At 64.2% G+C, this 25,353-nt stretch carries 26 protein-coding genes; 9 read left to right on the top strand and 17 right to left on the bottom strand.

What is annotated here, in order from left to right; genetic code table 11:
* Positions 1 to 36: 36 nt before the first annotated feature.
* The gene (gene zapE, locus D1012_RS01125) at positions 37 to 1,116 is read left to right on the top strand and encodes a cell division protein ZapE (protein ID WP_118149502.1); all 1,080 of its coding nucleotides are present in this window, start codon (positions 37 to 39) and stop codon (positions 1,114 to 1,116) included.
* Between the two features lie 48 nt (positions 1,117 to 1,164).
* Here the strand turns inward: zapE and D1012_RS01120 are convergent, their stop codons facing one another.
* Both D1012_RS01120 and D1012_RS01115 read right to left on the bottom strand, forming a co-directional pair.
* Positions 1,165 to 2,715, bottom strand: coding sequence for an alanine/glycine:cation symporter family protein (locus tag D1012_RS01120; RefSeq protein WP_118149501.1), 1,551 nt, complete (start codon positions 2,713 to 2,715; stop codon positions 1,165 to 1,167).
* Between the two features lie 13 nt (positions 2,716 to 2,728).
* On the bottom strand, positions 2,729 to 3,163 hold the full coding sequence (locus D1012_RS01115; protein ID WP_118150003.1) for a universal stress protein: 435 nt from the start codon (positions 3,161 to 3,163) through the stop codon (positions 2,729 to 2,731).
* 481 nt (positions 3,164 to 3,644) lie between these two features.
* Here D1012_RS01115 and D1012_RS01110 point away from each other — a divergent pair, with 481 nt between their 5' ends.
* Entirely contained in the window at positions 3,645 to 3,908 is a 264-nt protein-coding gene (locus D1012_RS01110) for a YjhX family toxin (RefSeq protein ID WP_118149500.1), read from the top strand.
* A 217-nt stretch (positions 3,909 to 4,125) separates the two neighbouring features.
* Here D1012_RS01110 and D1012_RS01105 read toward each other — a convergent pair whose 3' ends face one another.
* From D1012_RS01105 to D1012_RS01080, 6 genes are all read right to left on the bottom strand, one after another.
* Positions 4,126 to 4,890, bottom strand: coding sequence for a TSUP family transporter (locus tag D1012_RS01105; protein WP_118149499.1), 765 nt, complete (start codon positions 4,888 to 4,890; stop codon positions 4,126 to 4,128).
* Positions 4,891 to 4,964: 74 nt separating this feature from the next.
* Positions 4,965 to 5,795 carry an SMP-30/gluconolactonase/LRE family protein gene (locus tag D1012_RS01100; protein ID WP_118149498.1) on the bottom strand — a complete coding sequence of 277 codons (831 nt, stop codon included), beginning with the start codon at positions 5,793 to 5,795 and terminating at the stop codon, positions 4,965 to 4,967.
* Entirely contained in the window at positions 5,792 to 6,400 is a 609-nt protein-coding gene (locus D1012_RS01095) for a 2-dehydro-3-deoxy-6-phosphogalactonate aldolase (RefSeq protein ID WP_118149497.1), read from the bottom strand. Before D1012_RS01095 ends, D1012_RS01100 begins: the two co-directional genes overlap by 4 nt.
* Complete coding sequence (locus tag D1012_RS01090) at positions 6,397 to 7,311, bottom strand: 2-dehydro-3-deoxygalactonokinase (protein ID WP_118149496.1); 915 nt, start codon at positions 7,309 to 7,311, stop codon at positions 6,397 to 6,399. The genes D1012_RS01095 and D1012_RS01090 overlap by 4 nt, the downstream gene beginning before the upstream one ends.
* Complete coding sequence (locus tag D1012_RS01085; protein WP_118149495.1) at positions 7,308 to 9,374, bottom strand: alpha-galactosidase; 2,067 nt, start codon at positions 9,372 to 9,374, stop codon at positions 7,308 to 7,310. The genes D1012_RS01090 and D1012_RS01085 overlap by 4 nt, the downstream gene beginning before the upstream one ends.
* Before the next feature lie 138 nt (positions 9,375 to 9,512).
* Positions 9,513 to 9,872, bottom strand: coding sequence for an MmcQ/YjbR family DNA-binding protein (locus D1012_RS01080; RefSeq protein ID WP_118149494.1), 360 nt, complete (start codon positions 9,870 to 9,872; stop codon positions 9,513 to 9,515).
* Between the two features lie 154 nt (positions 9,873 to 10,026).
* On the opposite strand from D1012_RS01080, the gene D1012_RS01075 reads away from it, so the two are divergent.
* Positions 10,027 to 10,827, top strand: a complete 801-nt coding sequence (locus D1012_RS01075; RefSeq protein WP_118150002.1) for an IclR family transcriptional regulator — start codon at positions 10,027 to 10,029, stop codon at positions 10,825 to 10,827.
* Here the strand turns inward: D1012_RS01075 and D1012_RS01070 are convergent, their stop codons facing one another.
* The 5 genes from D1012_RS01070 to argH form a co-directional block, all read right to left on the bottom strand.
* Complete coding sequence (locus D1012_RS01070) at positions 10,828 to 13,353, bottom strand: TIGR02302 family protein (protein ID WP_435530886.1); 2,526 nt, start codon at positions 13,351 to 13,353, stop codon at positions 10,828 to 10,830.
* Positions 13,344 to 14,609 (bottom strand): diaminopimelate decarboxylase, encoded by a 1,266-nt coding sequence (gene lysA, locus D1012_RS01065; RefSeq protein ID WP_118149492.1) that lies wholly within the window; start codon positions 14,607 to 14,609, stop codon positions 13,344 to 13,346. The genes D1012_RS01070 and lysA overlap by 10 nt, the downstream gene beginning before the upstream one ends.
* Positions 14,610 to 14,683: 74 nt before the next feature.
* Positions 14,684 to 14,992 (bottom strand): DUF2834 domain-containing protein, encoded by a 309-nt coding sequence (locus tag D1012_RS01060; RefSeq protein ID WP_118149491.1) that lies wholly within the window; start codon positions 14,990 to 14,992, stop codon positions 14,684 to 14,686.
* Positions 14,993 to 15,051: 59 nt separating this feature from the next.
* Entirely contained in the window at positions 15,052 to 15,183 is a 132-nt protein-coding gene (locus D1012_RS01055) for an argininosuccinate lyase (protein WP_118149490.1), read from the bottom strand.
* The gene (argH, locus tag D1012_RS01050; RefSeq protein WP_118149489.1) at positions 15,180 to 16,583 is read right to left on the bottom strand and encodes an argininosuccinate lyase; all 1,404 of its coding nucleotides are present in this window, start codon (positions 16,581 to 16,583) and stop codon (positions 15,180 to 15,182) included. The genes D1012_RS01055 and argH overlap by 4 nt, the downstream gene beginning before the upstream one ends.
* A gap of 22 nt (positions 16,584 to 16,605) precedes the next feature.
* On the opposite strand from argH, the gene D1012_RS01045 reads away from it, so the two are divergent.
* Complete coding sequence (locus tag D1012_RS01045; RefSeq protein WP_118149488.1) at positions 16,606 to 17,145, top strand: TlpA family protein disulfide reductase; 540 nt, start codon at positions 16,606 to 16,608, stop codon at positions 17,143 to 17,145.
* A gap of 11 nt (positions 17,146 to 17,156) precedes the next feature.
* Here D1012_RS01045 and fliP read toward each other — a convergent pair whose 3' ends face one another.
* Genes fliP through fliF form a run of 4 tightly spaced genes read right to left on the bottom strand, consistent with a single transcriptional unit; the run spans position 17,157 to position 20,384 of the window.
* Positions 17,157 to 17,882: a flagellar type III secretion system pore protein FliP gene (fliP, locus tag D1012_RS01040; protein WP_233516979.1), complete on the bottom strand. Its 726-nt coding sequence runs from the start codon at positions 17,880 to 17,882 to the stop codon at positions 17,157 to 17,159.
* A 9-nt stretch (positions 17,883 to 17,891) separates the two neighbouring features.
* Positions 17,892 to 18,161, bottom strand: coding sequence for a FliM/FliN family flagellar motor switch protein (locus tag D1012_RS01035; RefSeq protein WP_118149486.1), 270 nt, complete (start codon positions 18,159 to 18,161; stop codon positions 17,892 to 17,894).
* Positions 18,154 to 18,753, bottom strand: coding sequence for a FliH/SctL family protein (locus tag D1012_RS01030; RefSeq protein WP_118149485.1), 600 nt, complete (start codon positions 18,751 to 18,753; stop codon positions 18,154 to 18,156). The genes D1012_RS01035 and D1012_RS01030 overlap by 8 nt, the downstream gene beginning before the upstream one ends.
* The gene (gene fliF, locus D1012_RS01025) at positions 18,753 to 20,384 is read right to left on the bottom strand and encodes a flagellar basal-body MS-ring/collar protein FliF (protein ID WP_118149484.1); all 1,632 of its coding nucleotides are present in this window, start codon (positions 20,382 to 20,384) and stop codon (positions 18,753 to 18,755) included. Before fliF ends, D1012_RS01030 begins: the two co-directional genes overlap by 1 nt.
* 97 nt (positions 20,385 to 20,481) lie before the next feature.
* On the opposite strand from fliF, the gene D1012_RS01020 reads away from it, so the two are divergent.
* From D1012_RS01020 to D1012_RS01000, 5 genes are all read left to right on the top strand, one after another.
* Positions 20,482 to 20,964, top strand: a complete 483-nt coding sequence (locus tag D1012_RS01020; protein ID WP_118149483.1) for a flagellar basal body-associated FliL family protein — start codon at positions 20,482 to 20,484, stop codon at positions 20,962 to 20,964.
* A 12-nt stretch (positions 20,965 to 20,976) separates the two neighbouring features.
* The gene (locus D1012_RS01015; RefSeq protein ID WP_118149482.1) at positions 20,977 to 21,354 is read left to right on the top strand and encodes a DUF6468 domain-containing protein; all 378 of its coding nucleotides are present in this window, start codon (positions 20,977 to 20,979) and stop codon (positions 21,352 to 21,354) included.
* Positions 21,351 to 21,920, top strand: a complete 570-nt coding sequence (locus D1012_RS01010; protein ID WP_118149481.1) for a MotE family protein — start codon at positions 21,351 to 21,353, stop codon at positions 21,918 to 21,920. Before D1012_RS01015 ends, D1012_RS01010 begins: the two co-directional genes overlap by 4 nt.
* 63 nt (positions 21,921 to 21,983) lie before the next feature.
* Positions 21,984 to 22,853, top strand: a complete 870-nt coding sequence (gene motA, locus D1012_RS01005; protein WP_118149480.1) for a flagellar motor stator protein MotA — start codon at positions 21,984 to 21,986, stop codon at positions 22,851 to 22,853.
* Positions 22,850 to 25,132, top strand: coding sequence for a hypothetical protein (locus D1012_RS01000; RefSeq protein WP_118149479.1), 2,283 nt, complete (start codon positions 22,850 to 22,852; stop codon positions 25,130 to 25,132). The genes motA and D1012_RS01000 overlap by 4 nt, the downstream gene beginning before the upstream one ends.
* The last annotated feature ends 221 nt before the right edge of the window (positions 25,133 to 25,353 follow it).

Raw genomic sequence — 25,353 nt, 5'->3', positions numbered from 1 at the left:
TGCCCGCTCACCGCATACCGATGTACACAGACGCCCATGCGCCAGACCCTGACCCAGATCTACGACGCCCGCATCGCCGCAGGCACCCTGCGCCCCGACCCGGCGCAGCACGCTGTGTTGCCGGAGCTGGAGGCGTTGCGCGCCTGGCTGGAAGACAACGCCACCCGCCGCACCGGCCTGTTCGCGGGCCTGTTCGCCAGACCGCTGACCCCGCCAAAGGGCCTGTATCTGTGGGGCGGCGTCGGGCGCGGCAAATCCATGCTGATGGACCTGTTCACCGAGGCGACCGGCATCGCGAAAAAGCGCCGGGTGCATTTCCACGCCTTCATGCAGGAAATTCACCACGGCATCCACGCTGCCCGGCAAAAGGGTGTCGAAGACCCGATTGCCCCGGTGGCCGAGGCGATCATCCGCGAGACACGCCTGCTCGCCTTTGACGAAATGCAGATCACCGACATCACCGATGCGATGATCGTGGGCCGGCTGTTTGAGAAGCTGTTCGCCGCTGGTGTGGTCATCGTCACCACCTCGAACCGCCCGCCCGAAGACCTGTATCTCAACGGTCTGAACCGTGCGCTGTTCCTGCCGTTCATCGCCATGCTGCGCGACCGGCTGACGATCCACGAGCTGGAAAGCCCCAACGATTACCGCCAGCACCGGCTTGCCGGGGCGCAGGTCTATTTCCATCCCGCAGGCAAGGCCCGCCCGCAGATAGACGCGATCTGGACCGACCTCACCGGCGGCACGCCGGGCGAGCCGCTGAAACTGCCGGTCAACGGGCGTGAGGTCGAAATCCCCCGCTTTGCCAACGGCATCGGCCGCGCCACCTTTTGGGAATTCTGCGCCCGCCCGCTTGGTGCTGCCGATTTTCTCGCCATCGCCGCCGCCATCCGCGTCCTGATCCTCGAAGACATTCCGCAGCTGTCGGCCAGCAACTACAACGAGGCCAAGCGCTTCGTCCTGCTGATCGACGCATTGTACGAGGCTCGCGTGCGGCTGATCTGCTCTGCCGCGGACGAGCCCGAACGGCTTTATACCGAAGGCACCGGGTCATTCGAATTTGAACGCACCGCCAGCCGCCTGCGCGAGATGCAAGGCGCAGACTGGAGCCAATAGCAAAGGCCCGGATCTTTAGATCCGGGCCCCGCCCTGCACCAGCCCGCCTTACTTGAACCGCTTGATCGCGCCAGACTCCAGCCGTTCCAGATAGCTGTTCAACTCGCGCTTCACGACCGGCATCAGGCAATACAGGCCGACGATGTTCACCACCGCCATCGCAAAGATCGCTGCATCCGAGAAGTCGATCACCGGGTCCAGCGACGCTGCTGCACCGATCACCACAAACACGCAGAACATCACCTTGAACGTGATCTCTTGCTTCCTGCCCTCGCCGAACAGATAGGTCCAGGCTTTCAGCCCATAATAAGACCATGAAATCATGGTGGAAAAGGCGAACAGCAGCACCGCCACCACCAGCACATAGGGAAACCACGGCAAGGCCGCCCCAAACGCCGCAGAGGTCAGACCAACCCCGGTCGCCCCCGTCGCGGTCACGATCTGGCCGTTTTCACCCAGCACATACAGCCCCGTGGCGGCATCCGTGGTCAACTGACCCGTGATGATGATCACCAGCGCCGTCATCGTGCAGATCACCACCGTATCAATGAACGGCTCCAGCAACGACACAAAGCCTTCGGTGATCGGCTCCTTGGTCCGCACCGCCGAGTGTGCAATCGCGGCAGAGCCAACCCCGGCCTCGTTCGAAAACGCCGCCCGGCGGAAGCCCTGGATCAGCGCCCCGATCATGCCGCCGGCAATGCCGTTGCCGGTAAAAGCCCCGGCAAAGATCTGCCCGAAGGCCCAGCCGATCATGTCATAGTTCATCAGCAGAATGATCAGCGCGGTGCCGACATAGATCACCCCCATCAACGGCACCACACGCTCGGTCACCTGTGCGATCGACTTCAGCCCGCCGATGATCACCGCAAACACGATGGCGGCAAAAATCACCCCGGTGATCCAGCCCGGATATTGCCCCAGCACCCCGGTCAGCTGCTGATGCGCCTGATTGGACTGGAACATGTTGCCGCCGCCCAGTGAGCCCAGCACACAGAAAACCGCGAACAGCACCGCCAGAAACTTTCCCCCCGGAAGCCCGCGTTCGGCAAAGCCCTTGGTGATATAATACATCGGCCCGCCCGACACCGTGCCATCGGGGTATTCGTTGCGATACTTCACGCCCAGCGTACATTCGGTAAACTTCGATGCCATGCCCAACAGCCCGGCAAGGATCATCCAGAACGTCGCCCCGGCCCCGCCGATGGTGACCGCCACCGCCACCCCGGCAATATTGCCCAGACCAACCGTCCCCGACAGCGCGGTCGCCAGCGCCTGAAAATGGCTGACCTCGCCCGCGTCATTCGGATCGGAATACTTGCCGCTGACCAGCTGGATCGAATGCCGCCAGACCCGGAACTGGATAAAGCCGAAATAGAGTGTGAACACCGAGGCGGCGATCACCAGCCAGGCCACGATCCACGGAAACCCGGTGCCGGGGAACGGCGCAAAAATGAAATTCACGAACCAGCCGGTAGAGGCCAGAAAGATCTGGTTCACCGACTCGTCAATGCCCTGCGCCTGCGCCACCGATGCAAGGCTGGCGGAAAACGCGACACATGCGGCAAAGGCCGCGATAAAGCGGGTAAAAATGCTCATCTCAGGGGTCTCCTTACGGGACGATGGTGCATGGCACCGGCGCGATCTGCGCCAGCGTGCCTGCGACGGAACCAAACACGCGCGACATCACGCCCGAATTGCCGGTGCGGCCGGTGACAATCTCGGTCGCTCCGATCTCGGCAGCAACCTCGCAGATCGTTTCCGTCACATGGCCGTATTTGATCGCGGTCTCGATCCCGACACCCTGACCCTGATACTTCGCGGCCAATGGCGCGATGATCGCCGCCTCTGCCCGCGCCAGTTCCTGCTTGCGCCGCGCGTGGCGCTCTTCCAGCTCTTCCTTGGTCAGAAAGGTATAGGGCGACCATTCCAGCACATGCACCAGCATGAGCGATCCCCCGTCCTGACGCGCACGGGCATGAGCAAAGGCCAAAGCCCGCTCCCCCGCGTCGCTGCCGTCAACGGCAACCAGTATTTTCCCCGGCATCTTGTTCTCCTTTGTTGGCAATTGGCACTGATCTGAGGCGTCAGCTTGGGGCGACATCGCGCCGCCCATGCCCAAAGGATAACGGAATTGTGACAGTCAGGTCGCCTTAAAATTGCATTACGGCAATCCAACTGGCCCGCATTTGCCACCATTCAGCGTCATTTGACTGCAAAAAGGCCCTTCGGCAGGCAGCCTTCCTATCCTCTCCCCTGTACCTTGCCGCTTGCGCCCGGCCTTGAGGCACAGGCTGGTCAGTCCGCTCTGGATCTTGCCGGGCGGCCCCCTCCGCAGGCTTGCATCCCCGACACGTCTCTCCTAAATTCTCATGCGTGCGACGACACACTGCGTCGCCCGGACAACGGAGTCTTTATGTCAGAGCTTGTGACCTAAGGCTCTCTGAGCCTCAGAGAGCCGCGTGAAACCAAAGCCGCCGGGTGCCTGCGCGCCCGGAGTTTTTTCACGTCTTTCACAAGAGACTTCCATGAATATCTCAAAGAATGAACAGCGTGCCCTGCACGTTCTGGCCCTTGGTGGCCGCATCCTGCACGAGCGGGGCAATGGCCCCAAAGTAACCGCTGTCACCTGCGTCACGCGCGAAGGGATGATCCTTTCCGATTTCGATCTCACGGTCTTCGGCAAATTGCGGCGAAAACGGCTGATCGAATCCCACGCGGGGAGTCCCTACCGCATCTCGAAACGCGGGCGGCTTTCGGTCCGTGCTCAACTCGACAATCAGGGCACATGACAGGCTGATCCGCTGACTTTCCGCGATCTGGCATCGCCGCCCGGCGCAGCACTCTGGGGCACTTACCCCTCAGCTGCCATGTGCCGGGTACACACGGGCAGGACAAAAGACCGGGCCGCGCGACTTTGACTGTGCGGCCCGGTCAACGGTTAAGAATCCCTTAATTCCGCACCATCAACCCATTGAAATCAAACGATCTCAAAAACTTCCCCCTGTGTTACACGCCCCAGACCTGCCACAGCAGCCGGGCCGCCATCAGGGTCGATGTGGTGACCAGCAGCGGCTTGATCAGCCGTGCCCCCACCCGCATCGCCAGCCGCGCCCCCAACACCGCCCCCGCCGTCTGGGCCAGAGCCATCACCAGCCCCACCGCCCACCAGGTCGCCCCCGAAAACACGAACACCGCCAGCGAGCCAAGGTTGGAGGCAAAGTTCAAAAGCTTGGTATGGGCGGTCGCCTTCAGCACCCCATACCCCGCCAGCATAATGAACCCGATCATGAAAAAGCTGCCCGTACCGGGGCCGAAAAACCCGTCATAGGCCGCAATCAACGGCACGGCGGTAAAGGTGAACACCCCCGGCCCCATCCGCTGCACCCGGTCCAGATCGGTCAGCCCCGGCTTGATGGCAAAGAACAGCGCGACCGCGACCAGCACCACCGGCATGATCACCCGCAGCACCTCGGCCGGGATCAGATGCGCCACCAGCGCGCCACCCGCCCCCGCCAGCAGACTGACCAACGCCATCCCGGCCTGATCCCGCAGCCGGACATGCCCCGCGCGGGCATAGCTGATCATCGCCGTGCCCGACCCAAAGCTGCCCTGCAGCTTGTTGGTCGCCAGCGCCTCCACCGGGTTCGCCCCGGCCAGCAGCAGCGCCGGCACCGTGATCAGCCCGCCGCCACCCGCGATGGCATCGACAAAGCCGGCGACAAAGGCGGCCATGATCAGCAGGGCGACAAGATCGGCAGTCACTTCAAACATATCAGCCCCACAAGGAATGCGGGGCCGTTCTGATCGTGTGGGCATGCGAAGTAAAGAGCGTCCCGCAGCCGGAGTCAGAGCAGGACGCGCGGCTCGGCACGGCCCCGGATGCCGGTGTCCAGCACAAAGGTCTGGCCATTGGCCGGGTTGCCATCGGTCAGATCCCGCGCGGCAGAGGTGCAATAAAGCTGGCTGAAGTCAGCCCCCCCCAGCGCCGGACAGGTGGTTTGCGGGCAGGGGAAGTCATAGGTCGCCAGCTTTTCCCCTGTCGGCGAATAGCCCTCGACACAGCCACGCCCCCAGAACGCGATCCACAGATTGCCCGCCGCATCGGTCACCGCACCATCCGGATACCAGCCCTGCGCGGTGAAATCCAAAGCGACCTCGGGTGCCGCACAGGGCCAGCCCTCGGCATCCAGCGCCACGCGCATCACCTGATGCGTGGGCGTGTCGCTGAAATAGGCGGTGCGACCATCGGGGACAAAGCACTGCGCATTGGTCACGGTGATCCCGTCCCACAGCTTGCGCAACTCTCCCTTGTAGTAGCGGTAGAACGCACCTGCGCCCTTGGCCTCGGCCTTGGCCATGGTACCGATCCAGAACCCACCCATCGGGTCGGCGCGGCCATCGTTCGACCGCGTTGCCGGGCTGTCCGCCTCCAGCATGCACAGCGTTTCCTCGGCACCGGTGTCCAGATCATAGCGGAACAACCGCGACTCGGACGCGATCAGCAGCACATCGCGGCTGACCCAGCCTGCCGCACTGACCATTTCGCCAAACTGCCAGTAGCTGCTGGCCGAATGCAGGCGGCGTCCGACAATGTCGAACCACAGCAGCTCCCCCCGTTCGGGATGCCAGAGCGGGCCTTCGCCAAGGGTGCATTGGGTGGCGTTGAACAGAGTCATGCGACGGCCTCATCATAAGCTTTGACAATGACCTGCGCGCGCGCTGCAACATCGGCAGCCGACAGGCCGGGACTATAGATCGCGGTGCCGATGCCAAAGCCATCGGCCCCGGCGCGGAGCCAGTCGGCGAAATTGTCCGCCCCCGCGCCGCCCACAGCATAGACCGAAGTCTCGGGCGGCAAAACCGCCAGCATCGCCCTGACCCCTTCGGGACCGATCAGCGAGGCTGGAAAGATCTTCAGCCCATCCGCCCCGGCCTCCAGCGCGGCAAAGCATTCGGTGGGTGTCATCACACCCGGCCAGGATGCCATGCCGCAGGCTTTGGTGGCCGCGATCACATCCGGGTTGCAATTGGGCGAGACGATCAGCGTGCCGCCCGCCTGTTGCACCGCCCGGACATCCGCCACGCTCAGCACGGTGCCCGCGCCGATCTGCGCCCGACCCTGCATCGCCTGCGCCATGGCGGCCACCGACACCAGCGGGTCGGGCGAGTTCAGCGGCACCTCGATCCGGGTGATCCCGGCGGCCACCAGCGCCTCGGCCACCGGCACGGCATCGCGCGGGGTGATGCCCCGCAGAATGGCAATCAGGTTGCGATGGGTCATGATGTGGTCTCCAAGGGGCGGGCAAGGCTGGCCAGCCCCGCCAGAGTGCATTCGGTGGCGGGCAAAAGCCGCGCCTCCACCCCCTGCACCGACAGGGCGCGGGCGTAGAGTTGGCACAAAGACTCGTCGCCGATCAGGGTGACCGGCTGGCCCAGCCAATAGGGTTTCGCAGCGGCCAGTTCGACACCGATCAGCAGGCCCGACAGCCGCGCCCGCTCCTGTTCGGGGGACAGCCCGGCCAGCAGACCTTCGGCGCGCAGGCTGAACAGTTGCGCGCCGATCCGGTCGGGGCGTGACAGGGCGGCGGAGAGGCCAGCCTCAAACCCGGCGTCATCCCAGCCCTTGCCCGTCATCCCATGCCGCAGCACCGATTTTTCCGACAAGAGCGCAAACAGCTCGCCGGTCATATAGGTCTGAAAGCTGACCACCTCGCCCGCGCTGATCTGCGCCCATTTGGAATGGGTGCCGGGCAGGCACATCACGCCATCAAACGCAGGGTGCAGCGCCAAAGCCCCGGCAATCTGGGTTTCCTCGCCCCGCATCACATCGGCGGGTTTCATCTGCTTCAGCCCCGGCACCAGATGCAGCGTGATCCGCGCATCCTGCACCGGCACCTGCACCAGCCCGGCGCGGTCCAGCGGCGGGCAGGGAACGGCGCGATACGGTGCCTCATGCCAGCCTTGACGGCTGCCAACCATGCCGCAGGCGATCACAGGCGTCACGCCTTTGCCCAGCCACGGCGCGATCAGCGCCAGCAGCGCCGGTTCAAACTGATCCGGTGAGAGTTGCCCCATACCATCATCAGACGAGGCCGTACCGATGATGCCCTCGGCCCCCATTGCCCAGACCCTCAGATTAGACGTGCCCCAATCGACGGCGATCCAGTTCACGGCAGTTTGGTCCGGCCTCATAGCCGCTCTCCTTCTATCACCCACATCGTCGCGGGCCATGCCACAGGCAGCAAAATTCCCTGCCCCATCAGCACCTGCCCGGTCAGCGTCAGCGGCGCGACTTTCAGCGCATTCGGCCCGCGCGACTGCGGCGGCGCATCGGCCGCGTTGCGCAAGGTGATCCGGTAGCGCGCCGCCGGGTCGAGCCCGGTCAGCCGCAACGGGCGCGGCAGGCTGTGCACGCTTTGCGCATTCTGCCCGGCAAAGACCACAAAGCGCCCGCCACCCTCCGCCAACTGCATCTCGGCCGTGACGCTCGGGTCGGCGCTGTCCAGCCGCAGGATGGTGCCCGCCATCATCCAGTCGCGGTTGGCCTTGTACCACGCTGCCACCTCGGTCAGCACCGCAGCATCGCCGTCAGAAATCCGGCGCGGGTCCATCTCGAACCCGAAATGCCGCTGCGCCGCCACCCATGCCCGGAACGCCATCGGCAAGGCGCGGCCCGTGGTGTGGCTGTGTTCTGCACCGACATGGCTGCCGGTCACACAGGACGGCAGGAACAGCGCGGCATCATGCTGCATCCGCAACCGCTCTTCTGCATCGATGCAATCCGACAGCCAGACCCGGTGGGTACGCGCCAGGATCCCCGCATCAATCCGCCCGCCACCCGATGCACAGCTTTCGATCTCCACCCCCGGATGCGCGGTGCGCAGCCGGTCGAACAGGTCATAAGCGCCATAGGTCTGGGCCGAGTCGACCACCGGCAACAGGCGGTTGTGATCCCATTTGACATAGTCGATGGCATGATCGGACAGGACCGCCGACACCGCGTCGAACAGATAATCGCGCACCTCGGCCCGCGCCAGATCCAGCACCAGCTGATTGCGCCCGGTCACCTGATCCAGCGGCCCCAGCACCCAATCGGGATGCGCGCGGCAGAGGTCAGAGTCGGGGTTGACCATTTCCGGCTCGAACCACAGACCAAAGGTCATGCCCAAGGACTGCACATGCGCAATCAGCGGCTGCAACCCGTCGGGCCATTTGCTGCGGTCGATGGTCCAGTCGCCCAAAGACCGGGTGTCGTCATCGCGCCGCCCAAACCAGCCGTCATCCAGCACAAAGCGCTCGGCCCCCAAGGCGGCGGCGCGGTCGGCGATCTGCGTCAGATCGGCGAGGCTGTGGTCAAAATAGATCGCCTCCCAACAGTTGTAATGCACCGGGCGCGGGCGGGCGGGGTTGGGCCACGTTATCACCCTGTCGCGGATGTCGCGCTGAAATGCAGCCGCGATGCCGTTCAGCCCGGTATCAGAGTAAACCGCCACCAGCTCCGCCGTCTCAAACCGCTGTGCCGCCACCGTTTCCGCCCCTAAGGGCGCGCCGAACTGCACCTGACGGCGGCCATCGGGCAATTCCTCGGCCAGCATCCGGTGCCCGCCCGACCACGCATAATGCAGCGCAAAAGCACCGCCTTGGGTGTTGGTGCAGCCGGTTTCCGGCAGGATCAGATAGGGCGGGTGTTCATGCCCTGACCGCCCGGTGCGCGCCTCGCGCGCGCGGATGCCAGTGGTCCAGGCCACGTGGTTCAGATGAAACTCCCGCACCCAGCGGCCATGCACATCGATCATGTGATCCGCCGCCTGCGGCGCAGGCAGCACCGGCGCGGCGAGCCAGAGCACGCGAATGTCGCGCGCGGCCTCCAGCACCGTCTGCAGGGTGAACATCCCGGTCGGCTGCGCAGTGATCCGGTGCGACAGGGTCAGGCCGGGGGCCTGGCTGATCAAGGTGAGGCGGTCCGCATGGCGCTCCGCCCGGTCAAAGATGAACAGCGGATGCAGCGGCGTGCCATCCGCTTCGGCGCAGATCAGCCCCGGCTGACCGGCAAAGGCCCGCCCCGACTCCGGCGTCAGGGTCAGAGCGGACAACTGATCCAACATGCCGCCGGTCAGGTCGTGCCGGGTCGAGGCGGCGAGTTGCGCCAGATCTTCGGCCTCGGGCAACCGCGCGCCCCAGTAGATCACCAACGGCACGCCGCCATCCGAGGTCAGCGCAAGGGTCTGCACCCCCGCATCCATCCGCCACTGCATCACGTCACTGCCTCCAAAATCAGCCCGGCAAAGACCCGCTGCCGCGGTGGAAAACGCTGCACAAGCGCCGCCGGAAAGGCGCTGTTGCCCGGCCGCCCGGCGCAGGCCGGGCGGCGGAGGAGTGTGCCGAACCCCATCTCAGGCCTCCGGCGGTTCGGGCAAGTCCTTGCGCAGCCGGGTCGGAAGCCCGGCGCGCACAAGGCGATACGATGTCAGCAGACGATGCCGCAGTTCGGCGTCATCGGCGCTTTCCGGTAGCTTGACCCAGCTTTTGTGGAAATAGGGCGCCCGCTCAGCCACCCCGGCCTCGATCAGCATGGTGGCGGTTTCGGTGTCGGGGCATTTCACCGCAACGCCGGGCAACGCGGCCCCGATGCAGGCAAACATCTTGCCGCCCACCTTCCACGCCTCACGGCCGCCACCCCAAGGGTCATCGACTGCCGCCCCCGGCAGGGCAGAGGCAATGGCCGCCACACGGGCACGCAAGCCGTCGGTCATGGCCCGACGCTCCACCCCGTCACGCTGCGCTCTGCTCGACCGGCCATTGCTTCCCCCTTTGTTTAGTTCCAGCATTTGAAACTAAGTCTTGAATAATGAGAATTATGGCTGCTATCCTGCGCAGTGTCAACGGCGGCAGGTTCAGGAGAAGCGGATGGCAGGTGACAAACAGGCGGACGGGGGACACGCGGACGGAACCGTTGGCAAAGCGCTGGATGTGCTGGATATGGTGGCAAGCCATGGCCAACCCGTGCGCTTTTCCGACCTGCTGGACACCGCCCCCTACCCCAAGGCGACGCTCTACCGCTTTCTGCAAACGCTGACCAATCAGGGGATGTTGGCGTATGACAGTGATCGCGGCACCTACACCATGGGCATGCGGCTGGTGCGGCTGGCGCATGCGGCCTGGGCGCAAAGCTCCCTTGCCCCGATAGCCCGCCCTTACATCACCGATCTTGCCCGCCAGACCGGCGAGACCGTGCATCTGGCGCAGATGGATCAGGGGCAGGTGCTTTATGTGGACAAATGCAACGCGGCCAAGCCGGTCGAGATGTTTTCACAGGCCGGCAAGGTCGGCCCCGCCTATTGCACCGGGGTGGGCAAGGCGATGCTGGCCTTCATGTCCGACAGCGCGATGGAGGCCGCCTTTGCCCGCCAGTCCTTCCACCGTTTCACCGAACAGACGCTCGACACCCCGGACCGGCTGCGCGCCGAGCTGGTCGCGATCCGCGCCCGTGGCTACGGCTTTGACCGCGAAGAGCATGAGCCGGGGATCATCTGCTGCGCCGCGCCGATCCTGACCCGCACTGGGCGGGTACTGGGCGCGCTGTCGGTGACATCGACCACCGCGCGCACCTCGCTCGAAGCACTTGAGGCAGAGGCAGGGCAGGTCATGGCCTGCGCCGCCCGGATCGCCGCCGAGGCGGAAAACTGGCGTTTCCCCGAGCAGGGCTGACTAGAACATATCCAGCAGGCGGCGCAGATAATCGCGCTCCGCCTCTGGCCGCTGCTGATCGCCGGTGCGGCGGCGGATTTCGTCCAGCAGGTCTTGCGCGCGGCGATACACATCCTCGCCCTGCAGCATGTTGCGGTCCGATCCGATACGGGCGGAATCGCCCGGTTCACGCCCCAATGGGTCACGCTGGCTGTTGGGGTCGGCGCGGCCAAAGGCTTCACCCTGATCGGCACCATTCTGCTGCTCGCGCTGTTCTTCGGCCAAGGCCTCGCCAAAGTTGCGCATGCCTTCGCGCAGCGCTTCCATCGCTTCGGCCTGCCGGTCCAGTGCGCCGGGCAGATCGCCGCCGCGCAGCGCCTCTTCGGCCTCACGCATGGCGCGACCGGCGCGGTCCATCTGCTGGCGTCCCGCTTCGCCGCGCTCGCTGCCCTCACCGGGCAGCTGGCCCCGGCCAAGCTGGCCCAGCCGGTCGCGCAATTCCTGCTGACGCTGGGCCAGACCCTCGCCGCCCTGCCCTTCGCCTTCGCCCTCTTGCCCCGGCTGCTGGCCGCCCGGCTGGCCATCCTGCAAGTCGCGGAAAGCGTCATCCGACAGCCCCTGCTGATCGCGCAACGTCTCGCCCAGATCGCGCATCGCCTGATTGCCCTGACCCTGGCCCTGCCCTTGGCCCTCGCCTTGGGTGACCTGCATGTTTTCCATCAGCTGGCGCAGCATCTCCATCAGTTCCTGCGCCTCGGCCATCCGGCCCTCTTCCATCAGCTTTTGCAGCTCATCCAGCATTTCCTGCAGCTGGTCACCCGACATTTCCATGCCTTCCATGTTCTGCGAAAGCTGGCTGTCGGGGTTGCGCTGCGACTCTTCGGCCAGTTGCTGCATGTAATCGGCAAGCGCTTGACGCATTTCCTGCATCAGCTGGTCAATCTCTTCCGGGCTGGCCCCGTTGCGGATCGCCTCGTCCAGACGGTCCTGCGCGCGGCGCAGGCGTTCCATCGCGCTCGCCAAGTCGCCCTCTTCGACCAAAAGCGCGATCTGCCACAGCTCTTCGGCGATCTCGTCGCGGATCTCCGGCGTCAGCGCCGTCTTTTCCGCATCCAGCTGCCGCATCACCACCCGCAGCCGCAGATAGGCGCGCTGGTTGCGGATGAATTCCTCGGGCTGGTACGTCACCGCCTTGAGCACCTGTGCCGACCGCGCCGCATTGTCGCGTGTCCACAACAGATCGCGGCGCATTTCGATCAGCGCCGCCGCCAGCGGGTCAAAGAACCGCTTGCCGGGCAGGGTCACGTTCAGCGGAGCAGCCTCGCCCGACTGGCCAGCGGCATCGGTGGCCGAAAAGGTCATGACCACCGGCAGATTGGCAAAGGGGTGCTGCGACAGATCGTCGATCAGGGTTTCCGAAAACGCAGCCCGATCCCCCGTCACCGGCATCGGCAGATCCAGCACCACCGGATCGCGCGCCTCTGGCTCTGCCTCCAGACCGAAGCGGCGGTCAATGCCGGGCAGATCCAGCGCGATGCTGACCTGCCCCTGCACCACGCCATAATCGTCGCTGGTGGCAAAGCCCTGCTTGAAGCGGCCGTCCGCCTCACGCCCGATCTCGCCCTCCGCCGTAATGGTCGGCGCCCGGTCCGGCGTGGCGGTAAACGCCCAGGCGCGACCGCCCGGCCCGTCAATGGTCACGGTGCCCGAGCTGTTCAGCACAAAATCGCGCGCGACACTCTGCACGCCATCCGCCGGCGCTTCGGCCGCGCCCGACACGGTCTCGGTCAGGGACAGCGCGCCCACCTCGCCATACAGGCGGAACTGCAGCCTGGTACCCACCGGCACCTCCAGCGTCTCGGCGGTGACATCATTCAGATAGAGCGTCGGCTTGCCGGTATAGACCGGCGGCTGCGCCCAACCCTCCCACGTTGGCCCCGCCGCCAGCGAGCCTGCGGCCCCCGGCGCAAGCGCCGCCACCGAGGTCACCCGCCACAAAGAGCCGAACATCAGCGCCATGACAAAGGCGGTCAGCGCCACATAGCGCAGCGCAAACGGGTCGCGCGACGACAGCCGCAGATCGGGTTCCACCGCCCGCGCCTGCGCCGCACGTGCCGCCATCCGCGCCTGATGCGCGCGCCAGACCGCCAGAGAGGCTGGATCACCCACACCAATGGCCTGCACATCGGTCAGCGCGGCAATCGGATTGCCAGGCAGCCGCGAATCAAGCCGCACCAGCGCCTCGGCCCGCCCCGGAACGTGAAACGCGCGCAGGCCAAGGCCGAGGGCAACCAGCCCCCCGACCGCGACCAGCGCCGCAGCCCCCCAGACATATTCAATGGAAACATGGTCCTGCACCCCAAAGGCCAAGGCCGCCAGCACCGCCAGCACCAATGTCCACAGCGGCCAGAACGCCCGCGTCAGCCGCTCGGCCCAAAGGCCCATATGGGTCAGACGCAGCGGCAAAGCGATGCGGTTCAGAATGTCATCAGGGTCGGAAACCGCCATGCCAGCCTTTCCACGGGCTGAACGGGGTGTCACAGCCATGTGGGGATGGTATCGCGCGAAAGGATTTCGTCAAAGGTCGGACGCGCCCTTATGACAGCGAAGTGATCCCCCTTGACCAGAACCTCGGGGATCAGCGGTCGTGTGTTGTATTCCGACGCCATCACCGCGCCGTAAGCCCCCGCGCTGCGAAACGCCACCAGATCGCCCTCGGCCAGCGTGGCCAATGCGCGCTGCTTGGCAAAGGTATCCCCCGTCTCGCACACCGGGCCGACCACGTCATAGGGCCGCGGCTCGTGGCCCGGCGCTGGCTCGATGACCGGCACGATGTCATGATGTGCGCCATACATCGACGGGCGCACCAGATCGTTCATCGCCGCATCCAGAATCAGAAAATCCCGGCCCTCGCCGTTCTTTACGTATATCACCGACGACACCAGAATACCCGCATTGCCCGAAATCAGCCGCCCCGGTTCAATCTCGATCTCGCAGCCCAGATCGCCCACCGTGCGCTTGATCAGCGCGCCGTAATCGGTCGGCAACGGCGGCGCCTCGTTCGAACGGGCATAGGGAATGCCCAGACCGCCGCCCAGATCCAGCCGCTCAATGCTATGCCCCTCACTGCGCAGACGGCGGGTCAGGTCGGCAACCTTGAGATACGCCTGCTCAAACGGCTCCAGCTCAGTCAGCTGGCTGCCGATATGCACGTCGATGCCAATGACCCGCAGACCGGGCAGCGCCGCCGCCTCGGCATAGACCTCTGACGCGCGGGCAATCGGGATGCCGAATTTGTTCTCGCTCTTGCCGGTAGCGATCTTCTCATGGGTCTTGGCATCCACATCGGGGTTCACCCGGATGGTGATCGGGGCCACCACGCCCAAAGACATCGCCACTTCGGACAGCGCCCGCATTTCGGGTTCCGATTCCACGTTGAACTGCCGGATGCCCCCGGTCAGCGCCAGCCGCATTTCCTCGCGCGTTTTGCCGACACCGGAAAACACGATCCGCTCTCCCGGCACGCCCGCCGCACGGGCGCGGCGGTATTCGCCGCCCGACACCACATCCATGCCCGCGCCCAGATCGCCCAAGAGCTTGAGCACCGCGACATTCGACAGCGACTTGATCGCAAAGCACACCAGATGCGGCAGCGGCGACAGCGCTTCGGTGAACAGGTGATAATGCCGGGTCAGCGTGGCCGCCGAATAGCAGTAAAACGGTGTGCCGACCGTGGCCGCAATATCGGCAATCGCGACATCCTCGGCATGGAGCAGCCCGTTTTGATACAGAAAATGGTCCATGTGCCCCACAACCCCGGCTAAACTTCGCGCCAGCATCTATCCGTTGCCGCGCGCAAATTCAAACGGAACGTGGCTCAGCGCGACCGCAGGAACAGATACAGCGGCAAGCCACAACTGACGCCGATGCAAAAGGTGGCCGGAATGGCGATCAGGTTGACCCAGGCCTTGCGCTGCACCGTCTCGGCCAGCACCCAGACCGTCAGCGCAATCGCCGCAATCGTCAGATCCCAGGTCAGCCCGGTGGTCGAGGCATTGACATACCAGGCATCAATCAGCCCCGACAACCCGGTGCCGGTCTCGCGCATGTAGCTGACAAACCAATACATCGGATGCACCGCACCCCAGATTGCCAGTGCCAGATAGATCATGCGCAGCGGTGTCATGCCTGCTCCCTTGGTATCAGCCGCAACCTAGCGCGCCATCGCGCCTAGGCCAGAGCCGTTCAGCGCAGCACAACCCCGACCCGCGCATCCCCCGTCACCGGAACGCCCGGAGTGGGGCGTTCCGGCGCACCATCCGCCCCGCAGGCCGCAAGAGCGCCCAGTGCCACAACTGCAAAAACCAGACGGGTCATGCCAAAATCTCCTTCCAGCGCGCCACCTGCGCGCGCACCTGATCCGGCGCGGTGCCGCCATAAGACTGCCGCGAGCGGACCGAGTTTTCCACCCCCAGCACATCGAACACATCGGCACGGATGCCCGCATGCACGCCCTGCATCTGCGCCAGCGACAGATCCGGCAGATCGCAGCCTGTGCTTTCCGCCAGCGCCACCAGCGTGCCGGTCACATGATGCGCGTCACGGAACGGCAGGTTGAGCGCGCGCACCAGCCAGTCCGCCAGATCGGTCGCGGTGGAGAACCCGCTTGCCGCCGCCTGCGCCAGCATGGGGCGGTTGGCGGTCATGTCGCCCACCATTCCGGTCATCGCCGCCAGACCCAGCATCAGCGTATCAGCGGCGTCAAACACCTGTTCCTTGTCTTCCTGCATGTCCTTGGAATAGGTCAAGGGCAGGCCCTTCATCACCGTGAACAACGCCACCGTCGCGCCCAGAATCCGCCCGATCTTGGCGCGAAGCAGCTCTGCCGCGTCAGGGTTTTTCTTTTGCGGCATGATGCTGCTGCCCGTCGTCCATTTGTCGGACAGGCGCACGAAACGGAACTGCGCCGAGGACCAGATCACCAGCTCTTCGGCAAAGCGGCTCAGGTGCATCGCACAAATGCTGCTGGCTGCCAGAAACTCCAGCGCGAAATCGCGGTCGCTGACCGAATCGAGGCTGTTGGCGGTCGGCCGGTCAAACCCCAGCGCGCGTGCGGTCATCTGCCGGTCAATCGGGAACCCCGTGCCCGCCAGCGCCGCCGCGCCCAACGGGCATTCGTTCATCCGACGCCGCGCATCCTCGAACCGTGAGCGGTCGCGGGCGAACATCTCGACATAGGCCAGCATGTGATGCCCCCATGTCACAGGTTGCGCGGTCTGCAGATGGGTGAAGCCCGGCATCACCCAATCGGCTCCGGCCTCGGCCTGTGCGACAAAGGCGCGCATCAGCGCCGTCAGCCCCTCAATAGCCGCATCACATTGATCGCGCACCCAAAGCCGGAAATCCACCGCCACCTGATCATTACGGCTCCGCGCCGTGTGCAACCGCCCCGCTGGCGCACCGATAATCTCTTTCAGCCGGTTTTCCACATTCATGTGAATGTCTTCCAGATCGGTGCGGAACGGGAACCCGCCCGTTTCAATCTCTGACAACACGGTGAGCAGGCCTTCCCCGATCGCTTCCGCATCGCTAGGTGTCAGGATACCCGTCGCGGCCAGCATCGCCGCATGGGCGCGCGACCCGGCGATATCCTGCGCGTAAAGCCGCTGGTCGAACCCGATCGAGGCGTTGATCGCCATCATGATCGCGTCCGGCCCTTCGGCGAAACGCCCGCCCCACATCTGGTTGGCGGTTTTGGGATCTGAGGGTGCGGTCATGGATGCGTCTTTCGGAGGGGTTATGCTGCGGAAATCTCTGGCTGTCCTTTATACGGCCTTGGCGCTTGGTGCAAATCCGGCGGCGGCCGATGTCGCCGCGCTGCGTATTGGCGACATGAAAAAGCTCGCCCTGCACTCAGCCCCGGTCAACCTGGCAGAGATCGCCCTTCTGGATGCTGACGACAACCCGGCCTCGATGACCGATTACCATGGCAAATGGGTCGTGCTGAATTTCTGGGCCACCTGGTGCGCCCCCTGCCGCCACGAAATGCCCTCGCTCGACCGGCTGCAGGCCGCGCTGCCCGACATCGCCGTGGTGCCGGTCGCCACCGGGCGCAATGCGGTGCCGGGCATTCAGAAATTCTACGCCGAGGCCGGCATCACAAATCTGCCGGTGGTGCGCGATCCGAAATCGGAACTCTCCCGCTCTGCCAGTGTAATGGCCCTGCCAGTGACGCTGATCCTGAACCCCGAGGGGCAGGAAGTCGCCCGGCTGATCGGTGACGCAGACTGGGACAGCGACAGCGCCAAGGCGGTTCTGTCGGCGCTCGCGGCACAGTGACACCCCTTTTTTTATGATAAGTAGGACCGTACCAGAGCCTGCGCGATCAGGCTCCAGCCATCGGCCACCACGAAAAACGCCAGCTTGAACGGCAGCGATACAACGGCGGGCGGCACCATCATCATGCCCATCGACATCAGCACCGCCGCCACCACCAGATCAATGATCAGGAACGGCAGAAACACCAGAAACCCGATCTGAAATGCCAGCTTGATCTCACTCAGCATAAAGGCGGGCACCAGCACCGACAGTGGCGCATCAGGCAAGGCGGGGGGCATCGGATCTGGCCGCAGCTCTGCCAGATGGGCAAAGGTCGCCGGGTCCAGCCGCGCCGCCATGAATTCACGGAACGGGGCCAGCGTGCGCGTGATTGCCGGAGCCAGCTCCAGCTCCTCGCGGCTGAGCGGACCAAGCCCGTTGACCCAGGCCTCGGTGAACACCGGGTCCATCACATACCAGGTCAGAAACAACGCCAGACTGACGATCAGCATGTTGGGCGGCGCCTGTTGCAACCCGATGGCTTGACGCAGAATTGACAGCACCGTGACCACAAACGGAAAACAGGTCACCATCACCGCCAGACCGGGGGCGAGACTAAGCACGCTCAGCAGCAGGATCAGCTGCACCGAGCGCGCCGAAAGCGAGCTGCCATCACCAAGGTTCAGCGTGACCTCCTGCGCCAGAGCCGGGCCTGTAGCCCCCAGCATCAGAAAAATCAGAACAAGCCGCCAGACCATCATCGCGCGCTACAATCCGCCACGCAGATTGGCGACTTCGATCAGCCGCACCGCCAGTTGCCCGGCCTGCTCGCCCTCAAGCTCCTGCAATTCACCGCGCGCGATCAGACGGTCACCGATATACAATTCCACCGGATCTTCGACCCGTCGGTCCAGCGGCAACACCGCATCCTGTCCCAGCTTCAGCAGGTCGCGCACCAGCGGCCTTGCCTTGCCGACCGAGATCATGATCTCGATCGGCACCTGAGCAAAAGGGTTCGCATCGGTCGGGTTATCCATTGCCGCCATCCTTTTCGGAGTATTCAAAGAAATCATGCACCGCTCTTGTGAGCTCGGCGACCGCGAGATCCAGATCGACACGATGCTCCACCTCGCCCAGACGTAGATAGACCTGCCCTTCCCCCAGCGTCGGCTCTTCGACAATCACCAGCGGCAGACCCGCCGCCTGTGACAAAAACCGCTCCACCGCCGGGCGGGCGGCGGGGTTCAGCACCACATGCACCGGCGTATCTGCCAGATCGTCGATCAGCGGCATGATCGTATCCAGCACCACAGGCGACAGCACTTCCCGCGCGAGCGGAGGCAGCAGTTGGGTACAAAGCTGTGTCAGCACCGGCTGCACGGACTTGAGGATATGCGACCTGGCTTCCTGAAAGGTAAACGCCATTTGCTGCAGATTATTGGCGAGTTCTGACCCGATCCGGGCCTGATCATCCCGCGTTGCCGCCGTCGCATCCTCCCATCCGGCCGCATACCCGGATTCGTAGGCCTGCAGGCGGGTCTCCTCGATCGCGGCGCTGTCCATCACGATAGTCTGGCCCTTGCCGCGCTGCGACGGCGCCTCAAACACCTCAAGCTTCAGCGGCGGCATCAGCCCCGTTCCTCTTCTTTTTCCATCCAGTTGCGCAGGATCTCAACCGATTCGCTCTGGCGTTCGTCGATCAGGCGGCGCAGCCGCGCCATTGGGTCATTCGACGGCTCGCTGTACATGCCACTGGCGTCAAAATTCACCATCGGCATCGCGGGAAGATCAAAACCGTCAGAGATTTCCCCAGTCAGCACCGATTGCATACCGCTCTCCGCCGGGCCGGGCAGCGCCAACGCACCTCCTGCCATTGCCGGCGCTGCCATCGCCCCCCCGCGCTGGGTCAGCAGGGGGCGCAGCACAAACAGACCCAACACCAGACTGACCAGACTCAGCACCAGAATCTGGATGACCGACATCACGTCCACCGGCCCCAGTTGAGACAGAAAGCCCGCCTCCGCCAGAACGCCTTCGGTCGGCACGGTCTGAAATTCGAGTGATTTCAACGTCAGAACATCACCGCGCGCCTCGTCCAGACCGGCGGCGGAACTGACCAGCTCGCGCAGGTCGGCCAATTCGGCCTCTGCCCTTGGCTGCCAGGTCCGGGTGCCGTCTGCCGCCGTACCCGGCACGCCATCGACCAGAACCGCGACCGTCAGCCGGCGGATGGCGCCGGGTTCGCGCAGCACGTCACGTTGGGTCTGCGACACCTCAAAATTCAGACGCTCTCGGCTGGTCGTGCTTTGGCTTTCGCCCGAGGCTCCGGCTGCCCCGTCGCCATCGGGCAGGTTTGACGCCACAGTCACATCGGCTTGCCCGTCCTTTGACGATTCGCTGGTCTGCTCACTGTCGGACGAGATCGCCACCCGCGCCTGCGGATCAAATGTCCGCTCCGAAATCGCCTCGCGCTCGCGCAGGATATCAACCGACACCTCAACAATAGCCCGCCCCGGCCCCACCCGTGCAGCCAGCAACCGCTCCACATTGCGCTTGATCTCCAGCGCACGCGCATCGCCCGAGGCCAGAGCGGCAGAGTCGGTCTGCCCGCCGATCAGACCCGCGACCGAATCGATCACCGACACATCATCGGGCTTCAGATTGCCGGTCGCACTGGCCACCAGATGACGCAGGGCATTGGCCTGCTCCGCCGAAAGCGATCCTGACGAAGTCGTCACCGTAACGCTGGCCGTCAGGCTCTGATCGCGCAGAAACCCGCTTTTGTTGCCCTGCGAGATATGCACACGGGCGGCCCGGATCTGCGGCATCGCCAGAATGGTGCGGGCAAGCTCCCCCTCTTTCGCGCGCCAATAGGCCGCGTCGAACATCTGCGACGTGGTGCCAAAGCCGGACAAACCGTCCAGCAATTCGTATCCGGCACCGCCAGAGGCGGGCAGACCCTGACCGGCAAGCTGCATCCGCAGCCCGTCGCGCGCCGCTGTGGGCACATAGATCGAATCGCCGCGCACATCATAGGTGACCCCCGCCTGATCCAGGGCCGTGATCACATCCCCCGCCGTCCGGCCGTCCAGCCCCGCGTACAAAAGGCTTTGCCCTCCCGTGGGGGCCATCCGCGCCAAAGCCAGCACTGCCAGAAACATCCCGACAGTGGCAGCCACCAGCACCATCCGCTTTGCCAGCGTCAGGCCCAGCCACAAGGAAACGAGATTGTTCACACCATGCCTCCGTCTTGCAGACATCTGCCTGCCTTGAGCTGATCAATGAAGGAGGCGTCTTAACAATCGGTTAGTGACCTTTGATCTATTTTGATCCGTGCCGAAGAAATGCGAGCTCGCGATGACCCAACCTGATCCCACCCCGGACGCCCCGTCGAAAAAGAAAAGCAAGCTGCCGCTCCTGATCGGGTTGGCGGGGGCCCTGCTGCTGGGTGGTGGCGGGTTTTATGCAACCTATTCAGGGATGATCCTGGGGGCAGATGCGGCACACACCCCTTCTGATGCCCACGCCGGTGCCTTACCCGACATCACCTTTATCCCGGTGGAGCCGATCACGATCAGCCTTGGCCCGCAATCCCGCGCACGGCACCTGCGATTCGCCTCTCAGCTGGAGGTGGGCAAAGCCCATGCTGCCGAGGTGCAGCTTTTGCTGCCCCGCATCTCGGATGTGCTGAACAGTTACCTGCGCGCGGTGGAGCTTGTGCAGCTCGAAGATCCCGCCGCACTGATGCGACTCAAGGCGCAGATGCTGCGCCGGGTGCAGATTGTCACCGGGCAAGACCGGGTGCGCGACCTGCTGATCTCTGAATTTGTTTTGAACTGAAGGGAGCGGGTCATGAACCTGATTGCCGATTTTCTACTGGCTGCCGGGGCGTTTTCTACCGCAGTCTATTGTCTGGTCCTGTCCCGGCGGCTCAAGCGGTTCACGACGCTGGAAACCGGCATGGGCGGGGCGATTGCGGTGCTGTCGGCGCAGGTCGATGACATGACAAAAGCGCTCGAACGCGCCCGCAGTTCGGCCCAGACCTCTTCTGCCGCGCTGGACGAACAGGTGTCGCGGGCGGAAGCAGCGGCGGCCCGGCTTGATCTGATTCTGGCCTCGCTGCACGATCTTCCGCAAGCCCCCCCTGCACAGGATGATCCAGAGGATGAACGACGGCCCAGGTTCGTCCGCCGCAGACCCGACCGCGCCGGACTGAGGCTGGCAGAATGAAGATCCGCCGCATTCTGAGCGGGGGCGGAACCCTTACGTTGCTGGCACTTGTACTGGCCGCAGGCGGCGCCCTGCGTCTGGGGCATGGCATAGGCGGCGCAATGGCACTGGAGGCATCAGAAGACCGCCCGCAAGGGCAGGTGCCGCTACAATGCCCCGAACCTCCGGCGGCTCTTGCCCTGGCCCTGCGCGAACGCGATGCCGCCGTGACCGCGCGCGAGATCGCCTTGCAGGACAGGCTGGCCGCGCTGACCCTTGCCGATACAGCCCTGACTGCGCGCCTTGCCGAACTGGAAGACGCCGAAACGCGGCTGCGCGAAACGCTCGCCATCGCCGATGGGGCTGCCGAAAAGGATCTGCAGCGCCTGACCGCCGTGTACGAGGCGATGAAACCCGCCGAGGCCGCTGCGATCTTTGAAACCATGGCACAGGAATTTGCCGCCGGTTTCCTCGGCCGGATGCGCCCCGATGCCGCCGCCGCCATCCTCGCAGGTATGAAACCCGAATCAGCCTACTCGGTCAGCGTGTTGATCGCCGGGCGCAACGCACTGGCCCCAACGGAGTAAAGTCAGCCTTTCTTTACGCTTGGGTGCCATGGTCAGGCAAAGCAGGAACAGGATGGGAACCGGATGTTTGGGTTCATAGGCATTGGCGTGATCTTCGTGATGGTGTTCGGCGGCTACATGCTGGCTGGCGGAAAGCTGGGCATCATCCTGAAAGCACTGCCCTTTGAAATGATGATGATCGGCGGGGCGGCCATTGGCGCGTTTCTGATCTCGAATGACATTTCGGTGGTCAAGCACACGGCAAAAGACGTGGGCAAGGTGTTCAAGGGTGCCCATTGGAAACCGGGCGATTACCGTGATCTGTTGTGTCTGCTGTTTGAACTGATCCGCCTTGCCCGGTCTAATCCTGTCGGGTTGGAAGAGCATGTCGAAAGCCCTGGCGCATCCACTATCTTTGGCCGCTATCCCAAGATTCAGAAAGATCACGAAGCAGTCGACCTGATCTGCGACACCTTCCGCGCCGCCTCGATGAACTACGATGATCCGCATCAGGTCGAAGAGGTCCTCGACAAACGGATGGAGGCGACACAGCATCACGCCCTCCATTCCAGCCATGCGCTGCAGTCCATGGCCGATGCACTGCCGGCGCTGGGGATTGTGGCGGCGGTTCTGGGGGTGATCAAGACGATGGGGTCTATCGATCAACCTCCTGAAATTCTGGGAAAAATGATCGGCGGGGCGCTTGTCGGCACCTTTCTGGGCGTGTTTTTGGCCTATGGCATCGTCGGTCCCTTTGCGAGCCGCGTCAAAGCTGTGGTCGACGAAGATGCCCATTTCTACCAACTGATCCGGGAGGTGTTGATCGCCAATCTGCACAATCATCCGGCCAACATCTGCATTGAGGTCGGGCGTCAGAACACCCCACATGCTGTCCGCCCCAGCTTTGGCGATCTTGAAGAGGCGTTGCGCGGTCTCAAGCAGGATGCGGCATGAAGTACATTCTAATTCTGCTGCTGTTCATGGCCGCGCCCGTGCAGGCGCAGAATCGCGCCGTATCCGTGAAATCCGGCGACCACAGGGGTTTTACCCGGTTGGTGCTGACCTTCCCTGATCCGGTCGACTGGGCTCTGGGCCGGACCGGCGGCGGGTATGGCCTGCGGATCGCGGAGCCTGGATTGCGCTATGATCTGGCCTCGGTTTACCGCGTGATCACCAAAGAGCGGCTGCGCTCGATCTGGGTCGATCCTGCCAGCGGTGATTTACTGCTGGGGGTGGACTGTCCGTGCCACGCCATTCCGTATGAACTTGGGCCCAGAACCTTGGTTATCGACATCAAGGATGGCGCGCCGCCGCAGGGCTCCAGCTTTGAACTCAGCCTTGGCGACGGTACAACCGCAGCACCGTTTCAGCCGGCCCCGGTTCCGCGGCCACGTCAGAATACCCGCCGTGAGGGTGGCTATGACTGGCTGAATCCGGGCGGCGCATCAACCGGGCGCGAAACGCCCCCCGAAATGGCCGCGATTGAGCTGGACTCTGACCTGAGGCTGGAAGATTTCCGCTCCATGCTGATTGACGAGGTTGGTCGCGGTGCGACTGAGGGTGTGGTCGAGATGGAACAGCGCCTGCCCCCTCCCGACCGGGCGACCGATCCGCACCCGGAACCCCCTGAGCCGACCCTGCCCGAAAATGCCCGCGCCGCGATCAACGCATTGCCGGGCATCGGGATCAACTCTGATGCGAACCCTCCCGATCTGATGGTCAAGGGGGACTCCTGCCCGAAAGCTGCCGACCTCGACCTGGGCAGTTGGGCCGGATCCAGCGATGCCGCAAGCGAACTGGCCCTGGCCCGGGCTGCCGTGCTGACGGAATTTGACGTACCCGATCCCCAGCGTGTCACTCAGGCCGCCAACACCCATATGCACTTTGGCTTCGGAGCCGAGGCGCGTCTCCTGATGGTCAGTTTTCTTCCTGCGGGTCAGGCTGATCCGTTGCGTGTCTCTCTGTCCTATCTGATTGATGGCGACAGCCCGCCAGACAACCCCTTTCATAACATGCAAAGTTGCGACTCCGCTGCCGCACTCTGGGCGCTGCTCGCCGCCCCTGGGGGCGAGGCGCAGTCTTTTGTCAACGGAGCCGCCGTCAGCCGGACCTTCCTGTCGCTTCCCGCAACCATGCGCGCTGTGCTGGGACCGGAAACAGCCAAACGACTGCTCGCCTCGGGCGACGGCGCCAATGCCGAGGTGGTCCGACAGTCGTTTGAGCGCGCGGTCGCGCCCGATGACCCGACGGTCAAACTGCTCGCGGCGGATCAGGCGCTGCAGACCGGCGACCTCGCCGGAGCCGAGGCGGCATTGCCCACGGCAGCAACGGGAGAGACAGCCATGGGGGCGCTGTTCACCCTGGTGGAGTCACGGTTTCAGCGGCGTGAGGCGGTTGAAGGAAAAGACATTCTGGCGCTGGAGGCTTTTGCCTTCGAACATGGCAACGGCCCGCTGCGCTCCCGGCTCGATCGCGCGCTGGCCCACGCCAAGGCCTTGAGCGGCGACTTCGCAGCCGCCTTTGCCATTGCCGGCGAGGATGCCGCGCTGGATCAGGATCTCTGGATGGTTCTGGGAGAAACAGGCCCTGAGTCGCAGCTTCTGGAATTTGCCATCGGGCTGGACCCCGATCGCCGTACAGCGCTGCCGCTGGCGACCCGCAGCATGATTGCAGGGCGGCTGATGACGGCTGGCCTGCCCAATGCCGCCGCAGACTGGTCGCAATCTGGTGATCTCGATACCGATCTCGCCGCGCGTGTCGCACTGGCCAATGGCGATCCGCGCATGGCTTTGCGGTTGCTCTCTGCCCGGTTGCCGGATGCCGATCCTGATCTGCTGGCAGCCTCTTATGTGGCCTTGGGGGATTTCGATACGGCTGCCGCAACCTATCAGACCTCCGGCAATACCGACGCGGCGACGCAGCTGCAGCGCTGGGCAGGCACTTGGTCCCCGGAGGAGAGCGTGTCGGACATCCCGCCGGACGCTACCGCCGGAAACTCTGCCGGTGCTTCCTCAGAGACTTTGGTCAGTGCGACAAGCGGGGGCCCTGCTGTCGCGCCGAATGACACGGAAAATGAACCGTGGGACACGGTGGCAGATCTGCTTGCCCCTGCGGTCGACCAGAGCGTCACTCCGCCACTGGCGGCCAGTCAGGCGCGCCTGACACAAAGTGTCGCCACCCGGGAGGCGATTGCCGCACTGTTGGCAACGGCACCCATGGTCGACCAACCTTGACCCAGACAGCGACAGTCCGCAAACGAAGGGAGACTTATCCGTCAAAAGTCCGCCAGCCACATCGGCCCGTCGCAAAATTCTTACTATTCAATGCCATAATGGGGCTGCGATACCTGCAGTCGAGAATTTATCCCGACACGTCGTTCGGTGGACCACACCCCTCCGGAAGAATAATTCTCTTCGCAGCGGGGTCCGTTCCGTTAACCGGCCACAGAATGAGG

The sequence above is a fragment of the Pseudotabrizicola alkalilacus genome, assembly GCF_003443995.1.
GTDB lineage: Bacteria > Pseudomonadota > Alphaproteobacteria > Rhodobacterales > Rhodobacteraceae > Pseudotabrizicola > Pseudotabrizicola alkalilacus.
The sequence above is the reverse complement of the archived record's forward strand: the minus strand, read 5'-3'. Positions and strand labels throughout refer to the sequence as shown.